Here is a 1,143-nt window from a genome sequence, read left to right as displayed (position 1 = left end):
AGCGTCGCCATCCAAATTGGCAATCGGACCCTGGAAAAAGAAGTTCGCGTCACCCCTGGCTCGACGACCCAACTCACATTCACAACCGAATTCATAACGGCTGGGTCGTACGAAATCAGTGCAGACGGGGTTACCCGGTCAGTGACCGCATATCGGCCAAACACCTTACAACTCCCCAAGGAATATCCAGCCACTGTGCCACCAGGGGCAACGATTGTCGTCCCTGCAACAACGCCAAACGAGTCAGTTGTCTCTGGAGCAACTGTAACGCTTGACGGCCGAAGTGCGAAGACAAACGAACGGGGTGGCGTCCCTATGCACGTCCCAGAGGAACCGGGAACGTACACGCTGTCAATCTCGAAGCCCGGCTATGTGTCCGAAGAACACACTCTCACAGTGAAAGAGGGTGCTCCACAGCATATCAGCGGGAGGCTGTCTGTGTCTCCACCAACTGGTACGAGGCTTACGCAACCCGATGTGACTATTCAGGTGGCAAATCCATGGGGCCAGTTCTTTGTTCGAAACATTACGCTTGTGACCCCTGGTGGCTCTGAAGTCCGGACAGTCGAGCTCACTGCTGGGAACGTCTCTCAGATAACGATCCCTGCCTCTGAAATCGGATTCGACAAGGAGCTCGCACCGGGGACGTACGACCTGAGACTGGTTTCTGATGGGACTGTACTCACAACGACAACGTACCGTGTTACCGGTGATGAACGTGTTGCGGCTACGCTTGCAAGCCAGGGTGAGTACTCCGAAGGGACGGGAATTAGTCGGGCTATTGAGAACGTGTTTGGGAACGTCCAGTTGCTATTCGTCGTAATGGTGTCGCTTGCCGGACTCAGTACAATCGGTGGGACGACTGCAACGTTTGCACAGGCAGTGCATGCAAACCGTCGTGTTATTGGTATCCACCGTGCGACGGGTGCAAGCCGAAGGCGGATCTTGTGGATGCTTGCTACTGATGCGGTTCGTCTGGCGATCCCTGCAACGATTGTTTCGTTTACCACCGCAGTGACGTTGTTGTGGCTCCTTGAGCAACTGAACGTCCTCGTTATCTTCGGTATCCGCCTCTCCGTCCCGTTTTCGCCAACACTTGTCGTTGCTGGCGGAGTTGGTTCGCTCGCACTTGCTGTATGCAGT

At 55.0% G+C, this 1,143-nt stretch carries 1 protein-coding gene; it reads left to right on the top strand.

Annotated features, from left to right (window positions below; translation table 11 throughout):
- Positions 1-141: 141 nt before the first annotated feature.
- A partial coding sequence (locus tag AUR66_RS18630; protein WP_331457026.1) for an FtsX-like permease family protein occupies positions 142-1,143 on the top strand: 1,002 nt, incomplete at its 3' end.

Source organism: Haloferax profundi (genome assembly GCF_001469865.1).
GTDB classification, from domain to species: Archaea; Halobacteriota; Halobacteria; order Halobacteriales; family Haloferacaceae; genus Haloferax; species Haloferax profundi.
The sequence above is the reverse complement of the archived record's forward strand: the minus strand, read 5'-3'. Positions and strand labels throughout refer to the sequence as shown.